This is a genomic window from Psychromonas aquimarina ATCC BAA-1526, assembly GCF_000428725.1.
GTDB classification, from domain to species: Bacteria; Pseudomonadota; Gammaproteobacteria; order Enterobacterales; family Psychromonadaceae; genus Psychromonas; species Psychromonas aquimarina.
In genome coordinates, this window is record NZ_AUAM01000072.1 from 1 (window position 1) to 9,283 (window position 9,283).

7 protein-coding genes are annotated in these 9,283 nt (G+C 40.0%); 6 read left to right on the forward strand and 1 reads right to left on the reverse strand.

All coding sequences use genetic code 11. The annotated features are described in order from the left end of the window. From iscB to G337_RS27870, 5 genes are all read left to right on the forward strand, one after another. On the forward strand, positions 1 to 1,228 hold a 1,228-nt coding region (iscB, locus tag G337_RS26620; protein ID WP_037027932.1), incomplete at its 5' end, for an RNA-guided endonuclease IscB. Positions 1,229 to 1,351: 123 nt separating this feature from the next. After that, positions 1,352 to 2,086, forward strand: a complete 735-nt coding sequence (locus tag G337_RS0117935) for a hypothetical protein (protein WP_028865109.1) — start codon at positions 1,352 to 1,354, stop codon at positions 2,084 to 2,086. 15 nt (positions 2,087 to 2,101) lie between these two features. Then, entirely contained in the window at positions 2,102 to 6,307 is a 4,206-nt protein-coding gene (gene traN / locus G337_RS0117940) for a conjugal transfer protein TraN (protein ID WP_028865110.1), read from the forward strand. A gap of 73 nt (positions 6,308 to 6,380) precedes the next feature. Next, the gene (locus tag G337_RS0117945; RefSeq protein ID WP_028865111.1) at positions 6,381 to 7,250 is read left to right on the forward strand and encodes a hypothetical protein; all 870 of its coding nucleotides are present in this window, start codon (positions 6,381 to 6,383) and stop codon (positions 7,248 to 7,250) included. 80 nt (positions 7,251 to 7,330) lie between these two features. Further along, on the forward strand, positions 7,331 to 8,032 hold the full coding sequence (locus G337_RS27870; protein WP_051303381.1) for a DUF2726 domain-containing protein: 702 nt from the start codon (positions 7,331 to 7,333) through the stop codon (positions 8,030 to 8,032). Positions 8,033 to 8,243: 211 nt separating this feature from the next. Here the strand turns inward: G337_RS27870 and G337_RS0117955 are convergent, their stop codons facing one another. Continuing rightward, a complete protein-coding gene (locus G337_RS0117955; protein WP_084605482.1) occupies positions 8,244 to 8,891 on the reverse strand; it encodes a DNA cytosine methyltransferase in 648 nt (215 codons plus the stop codon). 219 nt (positions 8,892 to 9,110) lie between these two features. Here G337_RS0117955 and G337_RS26630 point away from each other — a divergent pair. Continuing rightward, positions 9,111 to 9,283, forward strand: a 173-nt coding sequence (locus G337_RS26630; protein ID WP_037027933.1) for an IS200/IS605 family transposase, incomplete at its 3' end; no start/stop codon positions are given.

Below are 9,283 nucleotides of genomic sequence, written 5' to 3' on the forward strand. Positions count from 1 at the left end.
GATGCCGTGCAAGCCAGCTGTCGCAAGATTACTGCTTAAAGACCGCAAAGCTAAGGTAAAAACCAGAATGCCTTTCACTATTAAGTTAGTGGGAGAAACTACCGAATATAAGCAACCGATTGTTGGTGGTATGGATACTGGAAGTAAGTTCGTGGGTTGTGCTGTAACCGCTAACGGTGAAGTAATTTACCAAAGCGAAGTTAAGCTGCGAACTGATGTTTCTAAAAAGATGAAGCAACGTGCTATGTATCGTCGCACAAGGCGTGGACGCAAGTGCCGCTATCGCCCCGCTCGTTGGGCAAATCGTGCCTCAATGCGAGCTACTGGGCGTTTAGCTCCGTCAATTCGCAGTAAAGTGGAATCGCATTTACGTGAGAAAAAACAGGTTGAGTCTATTTTGCCTATCCGTCAATGGAAAGTGGAAACAGCCAGTTTTGATATTCACAGGATCACAGATCCTTATGTAATCCGCTCAGGCTATCAGCAAGGTGTTCAAAAGGACTTCTACAACGTGAAAGCCTACGTTTTGCACCGTGACAACTACACCTGTCAAAGTGACCGTAAGTGCATGCACAGCACCAAACTGCATGTACATCATTTGGTCTTTCGCAGTCATGGAGGCTCTGACGCACCAAGCAATTTAAAAACGCTTTGTGAGGCTTGCCACAATGACTTACACGCTGGAAAATTCGAGCTAAAAGCAAAGAAATCAAAAACCAAATACGCTACCGAAATCGGGGTAGTAAAAGCACAACTAAAAAACTTTTGGGACTTTGAAGAAACTTTTGGTTTTGAGACAAAATTCAAGCGAGAAGTGTTTTTGGCTTTACCAAAAACACATTGTAATGATGCGGTTGCTATTTGTTGTGAAGATGGAGAGCTTGTGCACTCTGCTTCGCATGTTTTTTACAAGCGTCATGTTGCTAACGGCGATTACCAACAAAGGAAAGGGATTCGTTCTGAAAAGCGTATTCCAGTAGGCAAACTATTTGGGCTTAAAAAGCATGATTATGTAAAAACACCACAAGGCACTGGCTTTGTTAAAGGTAAGCGGAGTACAGGTTATTTTGCCTTAGAAAACATACTAGGTGAGAAAGTCCATGCCAGTGCCAACATTAAGAAAAACACAGTGCGGCTTACGGCTCGCACCACAACATTAACTCAACTTATGGAGAGTGCAAGCAATTCACCTTCAACTAAAGCAGGAGGTACCCTTGCCCAATATTGATGGAAAGGTATTAAACCTAACGCAAGTTTAGCAAAGTATTTTGCATCTAAATCTTATTCCAGTGCACAACAAATAATCATTATTCAAGCGAACAATAAATAATACTACTAAAGGAGCAATGTTATGGCTAAATCAAAACAAGTAACTGCAAAAAAGCGTAAGTATTCTCGTCCGGTGATTACTAAAACGCTAGAGATGCATTCAGAGGCATCTATCCTGGCATTAGATCAATACATCAACCGTACAATGAGCAGTTTGTATGCGCTTGATGTGATTTTGTTTTACATCGGTGATGATGTGGTTGCTGAAACTGCTAATGAAAAGGTACAAGATATTTTTGCAGAGAAAATCAAGCTGTTCAATAAAGACATTACCAAGTACAGCGCGATTGTTGAAGAAAATGATTTTGAACGTGCCGATTACACGATGCATAAGCAAAAAGAGTTCAAAATTTACAGTCCGTTGGCATCTATGTATTTAAACATGATGGGGAAATTCGAGTTAGTTACCAACCTGATTGATACGATCTGGTTGAACGGTGAAATGGTTTCGCGTATACGAAAAGACCGTGTTGTAAAACTCGGTATTCATATGCGTAACGTATCACAGCAAATCAACAATATTGCTAAACACGCAATGCAAGTGGCAAAAAACACAGGCAAAAGTGCTGACGCTGTTGAAACAATGAAAGAGCTTGAGATTGATGCTGAAGTAGTCACAAATGATGCGGAAACCGCTACAGCAAAAGTTAAAAATCCGACTAAAAAAGCAGTTAAAGCAGTTGAAGTAAAGCCTGAGTTATCACTAACGGAAATGGCTGCGCTTGAATCTACTGAAAAAGAGGTCGCTACAGCTTAATAGCGGGGTGTAAAGATGTTACTAGCAGAACGTATGCTCACGCTAACAGCTAAAATTGTTAGCGTTATATTGATCATAACGACACAAACTTTGTATATGTCGGCTGCGTGGGCCTCTGCCAATTTTCAAAAAAAAATTGCAGAAGCAAATACGTTCTCTAATACTCTTTATGAAAATTTTCCATATTCTTCGGCTAATACAAATGGGGATATAACCCTTAATGGAGAGGTTATATCAACATCAAAAGAGGTAACAGGGCAAAAAGATGATGATTATATTCCAGCCACGACAGACACCTACGGCAGTGATGCTAATACAATAATTGCAGGTCAAAGAGCGCAGTCACAATATGAGAGTAAAGCGCCCGAAACATCGGGTGAGATTGCTTACGACACAGTGAAACGCTCATTTGCACGACAAAAATCAGATTTACGAAATGATCCTATTTGGGGCCAAACAGACAATGTTTTTGAAAATTTAGTTGAAATAGCTAAAGACTTCAGTGAATGCAAAATAGTGAAACAAGTTATTTCTTCTGGCAATAATTATCACGTACCTAAATATGAGCGGTGTGAGAAAATTCCCGTTGTTTCACAAACAGTTTCAATTGGACACGATTATGAAGCGGGTATCATTCGCCACAAGTCCGGCCCATTTAACATTCTAAGTTGTGGTGATGGGTGTATTAAAGCCTGGATCGGCACAGTCGGAGATAATTATTGGGCTGGTTGGTGTACGCTTTACGAAGAAGAAGTGGTGCTTGAAGTCATTCAACCCAACGCAGTTGTCTACGCTGAATTAGAATTCTCGAAATTTGATGATTATCATCAAGTGTGGATGAATAGTACAAAAGTCTATAATGGTCCTAATGGTGAGTTTCCGCCGGAAATTGGTACTGAATGTGAGCTTGGTACTTCTTGGGAAATTGAACCTGGAATAAATGTTACTGGTGAATTTCAGAAGTTAGCCCCGCTAGATGAAATGATATTTAAAACGAGAACTTCTGTTGCGGGAAATGGTGAGGGATATAGCCGAATAAAAATTCAGTACGATCCTGATAAACTAATTTTTAATGATGTTTGGACTGATGATGAACAGATAAACAAAGTAAAAGAAATTCAGCAACAAGTTAGTGATGGTTATTGCTCAGCTACTATTACGTGCGCAAATATGCCTAGCCTTGATAGCAATGGTTGCACTAGCATTAATGGTTTTTCTGTCTGTGAAAATGATTTTTCACCATCCCCTATTGCTGGTATTAGCCCTTTTTGTAAACGCATTGATGTAGTTTCCGACTGTGGCTTTAATCAGGGGGAAATCTGCACAACCAACATGGACGGAGTAGAAAACTGTTTTGATAATAAAACAGTAACGACAAACGGCTGTGAGGCTTATGAAAATGACAGTACATGCGGTTATATAAAAACAGAGTGTGTTGATGGGGCGGTTGGTGCAAGCGGTGAATGTTATGTGCAAACTGATACTTACGATTGCGGTTTTAATGCTTCAACTGGGAATGAAACGGTTGATGATGTGTTACTTTGTGACGGTGAAATTCAGTGTATAGGCGAATCGTGCTATTCACCAAGTCGTGACAAAGGAAACGACTCATTTGCTGAAGTTAATGCGTATTTGCAGATGTTACAATATGCGAGAAATGACTTGTCGTGTCAAAATGTTCCTGAGCGTAGTTTTGATCCCGATTCTCCACCCGATAGATTTTACCCTGTACCCTCTTGCCCGTCAGGGTTTGAATATAATAAATACTCAGACATTTGTTTAAAAGCAAGTTCTTGTGATTTTGATGAAAGTAACTTTTACGCTGCGGGACAACGTAACGGCATTCAGGTTGTTAGTAATGATGCTGTGGTTCATGAAAACACAAGCACACCTATTTGCATACCTGTGAACGTTGACGGTGTTGTCTATACCTGTGGGGATTCTCAGCAACGTTTAGATTCGGATACTTATTACAGAGTATGTAAAAATGAATCAGCAGCAGTAGACAAAGATAGCTGTCCTCCATCTTCGCACCAAAAAAATACAAATGGTATTTGTGAAGTTCCGCCTATTTCTTCTTGTCCAGATGGTTATCTTCTTCTTGAAGGTGATAACCAATTTAGTTCATCTGATGATATGTGTAGGCTTGAAATTCCTGTGACACTTAATTGTGATAAGTCCCATGAAACTTATGATGAAACGTTAGGTATTTGTAAAGGCATATTATATGCGACGGCTAAGTGTTCGGCAGGATATACGCTTAATGGATCAACTTGTACTAAACAACAAACATCAAATGTAACTTATTCGTGTCCTAGTGGTTCAACATTGAATGGCTCAGTGTGTAAGAAGACAACTTCTAGTTGTAAATTTAGCCAAAATAACTCCATGTGTGATCAGTTTTTAGGGGCTAAATATTATGAATGTAGGTGGAATGGCAAGTCGAAGCTTTCAACTGCAAGTAACAATTGGAAGCTGGCAAGTGACGGTGCATACTATAAAGCTGGCAGTTTCGTAACTAAGTACGGGTATCGTTATACTTATAAGGTTTGCCAAAAAAAAACTAGCACTACTCAGGCTTTAAAAAGTTGCCCTAGCGGTTACACTCTTTCAAACAGTACGTGTACTAAGTCGGTATCATCTAAACCTTTTTGTCAATCAGGTTACAATTACAATACTTCAACAAAAAAATGTGAAAAAGCAACTTCATCAAATGTCCTTGTTAGTTGCAATACAGCGGGTACAAGTTATCACGCACCATCAAATACCTGCCGCCTTGATATTCCTGCTACTCAATCTTGCCCATCTTTATACCCTGTATGGAATGAAGATCAAAGTAGATGTGTATCTGCTTCATTATCACCTTTGGCTAATACAGAAAAACAACCGATCAATGAAAGACAATTACTTAATGAAATATTAAGTCCATTTGAAATTACTTTTGATACTTTTTTCCCTAAAGCTTATGCAGCAGATATAACAAGTGAAGCTCCCGATATTCAAGCAAGTATGACTGAATACATTGGTGATAAATTCATAGAAATTAAAAAAGAAAGTGAAGAAAATATGGAGGATGTTGTCAATGCACAAGCGCAGCTGGCATCGTATTCTGCTGTTCAAACGGCTGCAAAATCAGCGCGTTCTACAAGAAGTCTTCCGGCAGCCACACCAAGTCCATCTAATACAGGCGTTGCAGATAGCAATGTTACTTGTGAACTTTTTAAAGGTACTGCAGGAGAATGCAAAATTGCGGTAGGCGGTATGCAGGATTGTTGTGAATCACCAGTAGCCGTTTCACTTGGGGATTATATTACTCTTACTCAAAAAATGATTTCGATGGATCACCTTACCGCTGAATTAGAATTGATCGAGGGATATAACGGAGTTTGGAACACTGCGACAGATTATGTTGCAGATGGTTTTTCATCAATATGGTCTAGCCCTGCTGATGCTGCACAAGCGACTTCCGCCGCTTCGGGAGAGGGGGCGCAAGGCTTCATCGGTGAAGCAATGACGCAATTTTCTCAGTCCGTAATGACAATCGCTAATGAATGGCTAAAAGAAGCTTTTGGTGAGCAAGTAGCAAAATTCTTTTTTGAAGAAGTAGGGAAAAATGCTGTAGGGGATGCAGTTGTGGGCGCATCACCACAAATGGGGGCAGTTGGTTCTGCGTTGATGGTCGTATATTACGCTTACCTTGCTTATGTTGTATTTAATTTATTGATCGGAATTATTTACGAATGTACTGATGAAGAAATGGATTTGGCAATGAAGCGCGAGCTGTTGTCTACACATTACATAGGCACGTATTGCAAACAAAAGGTTTTAGGAGCTTGCATCGAAAAGCGTGAGTCACATTGCGTTTTTGACTCTCCAATGTCCCGAATAATGATGGAAGAAATATACAAGCAGCCTCAGATGGGACTAGATTGGGGATCTCCCGAAAATCCGAACTGTTCAGGATTAGAGCTTAATGATGTAGAAGATGTGAATTGGGATAATGTGAATCTCGATGAATGGATTGGCATATTAGTAAGCACAGGTAATTTTACCGACCAGGCGAATATAAATATAGATTCGTTAACTGGTAGCGGTTCATATATTACCAGCGGTCAAGATAGACCTAATGTGTCAGAAGTGAACATTGATCGTGCTGAGTCGGTTGATGCAGATGAAATAAAACGAGAAGTTTATGAGGATGCGTGGAACGAAAAACAATAACTTCAAAATATGATATTTTGGAAATATGAAAACAAGGGTAATGTATTAGTGTCAACTAAAAAGGAAATTGATTATGAAATTAAGAAATATTATCACCTCACTAACATTAGTATTGTTAACAGCTTGCGCATCTACGAGCAATGAGGCAGTTAAAACAAATCCATTTAGTACAAATAATTCACACGCTATGAATTTAGCCTTGCAAACTGAGCTAATGACAAACGAATCACCTTTACGAGATTTTGAGCAAGGTGAGATAGACACAGTAAAAGAGGCGTTGCGCAAGAGTAAAGGGGGGGCTTCTAAGTTTTTCGGTACGTTAAATGTGTTAACAGGTGATTTTACCGGATTAATTGATATTGCGGGGGGCTACTCGGCGGATCTTGCGTTAAGCGAAAAACATCATGCGTCTTCAAATTCACGCTGGCTTGTTAGTGTTGATTCAAGCGAATATAAAAACGAGGTTGAAGCAACAAATGCAATTCGCAGCAATATACGATTCGCTGTGACTAAAGTGTTCTCAAAGTATGGTGAAGTAAAAGAAATTGAAAATAAGAATGGTAATTACTTAATAATTGAATCAAATGGTGAAAGTTATGGAATAGGAACATTTACCAGAAACAAGCAAACACCTGCAAAATTGATGAATGTGGACTTTACAGGTAACGGGGTAATAGAAAGCTATACGTCAGGTGTTGATTCAAACAAGATAATCAACCCAATTTACCTAGAAGTCTCAATATTATTGGATACTTTAAAAACAACCAAGCAAGATGTACTTTTAAAGGAAATAACTGATTTATTACCTAGTGGCTATTACTACTACAGGCCGTCTTTTGAAATAAGCTACGGACTAAATAAGTCCAAATACGTTAATTACAATGCATTAGTACCCGCCATCTACACACAAGGTCAGCGTTACGACTTCATCAAACCTGAGTAATTCTGTTTAACAAAAACAATCCGATAACTTAATGCCTGGTTGTCGGATTAAAACGTTTAGCGAAAAAAGGACCGATGAACATGGAATATATGACCAACGCATTAATGAAAGCAGATCTAATTACCACCGTTATTGTGATATTAGCCGTAGCTTTGTTTCTTTGGAAAGTTAAAAACCTCCTGTTCGCGGATCGATATATTTCATGTGAAAATTTATTAACCAATGCGGAGCAGAACTTTTACAATCAACTCAAACGGCATATTCCGGCCCAATTCAATATCAATCAAAAAGTACGTTTAGCCGACATTACTAAGCCGACTAATAACAACATTAAGCTACTGCACAAAGTACAAGCCAAGCATGTTGATTTCGTTATTACAGAGCAAAAAAGTAGCAAAATACTATGTGCCATTGAGCTAGATGATTCCAGCCATTTATCAACATCAGCTTTTCAAAGAGACAATGAAAAAAATATCGCCCTGAACAGTGCAAAAATACCACTAATACGGATACGTAACACAAGGAAGTATACAGAAGGCACGTTCAGGTTAATTACGCAGCACTTAAAATTGAGTACGTCAGTAATTAATAAACCAGCTTCAATTCGCCCTGCACAAGCTCAAGAAATTGAATGTATTTATTGCCCTTCCAAAACATTTGAAACGATAAAAATGGGCTGGCCTAACAAGGGGTTAGCATTCAAACGCTGCAATAATTGTGGTTATAGAACTGAGCCAAAAAAGTCAACTACCCGTGGATTTAGCAACGGGCTTGGAACGTGAGTTCCGAGATAGGTCTTAGGACTGAATAGGTGATTAGCCTAAGTGCTTCGCGCACTACGTTGTTTAAGTTATGACGTGCGCCGTTGCGCTTTAATCAACGATCCTAGTTTAACTAGGTATATGTTAGGAGTTTATATAAAGCATCCAACTTACCTGATTGGGAAATCCAAGAGGGGGAACATAGCATGTTGGAAAAGGCGGGTAAGGGGTATTAAGCCGATTTTACCCGGCGGCTGAGCCTTTTACGGCAGGTTGCAGAGCTGGTTTTCTGTCTGCCGAGGACTTGACGGCCGCAACCGCACCGGCGTATATCTTCATTAAGCGCAACCACCTTTGCTTCCGTGCCGTAATACTGTTCACATATCAGCCCGGCAATATAATCGCCCAGCTCACGCGGGACACCGTTTGCAACCACCTGCTTTTTGGCCGTCAGTGTTAAATCAGGCAGATCAAAGTTTCTATCTAATCCTTGTATCTGACAGCAGGCAGAAAATGACCGTTCATCATTACCCGTGACGGCCGTACCGATGACAACGCCTTTTTTTCCCTGCATGGGATTGAGCAGGCGCCCGTTTTTAGATCCGAAGGTAAACACCCTTAACCGTGAATATTCAGAGAACCAGGCGAGGTCGAGAGTAAAGCGCTGCTGTGTATAGCCAGGTATTTCAAATTCCGGCACACGCGACACGTTTTCATGTAAAAACCAGTCCGGCTGCGCAGCCGTCACCACGCGGCAGTATTGATCGAGCATTTCCTGACTGTTATTGCCGGGCGCTCTGTTCAACGGGGAAAAATCCTGACAAGGACTGCCGCCGATTAGACCGTCAAAACGGCCTGCAGGCGGGTGAAAATGTCTTATGTCTACAAGTTATAAACCGCTCATGATTTTATCCTGGGCCTGAACCACACAGAAATTTTGATGCTCGAAAGCTTTGCCGAGCAGATCAATGCCCGGAAAAATGGAAAGGAGTAATTTATTCATGCTGTTTATTAGTCTCCTGACAAGGTTAAAACCATCGGCTTTAGCCGGTCAGCTTTAGCTATAATATCTGAACAGGTATTCGGTTAGGGGATGGTTATGGATTATAGGTATGGTAGTCATACGGTTTTTAAGATTCAGTATCATTTTGTTTTTGTTATTAAATATAGGTATCAAGTTCTACAAGGTGATATTGGACTGAAGGTAAGAGAGTTGATCAGGCAGACATGTAATGCTTTTGAAATTGAGATTTTAAAAGGAGTTGTTAGCAA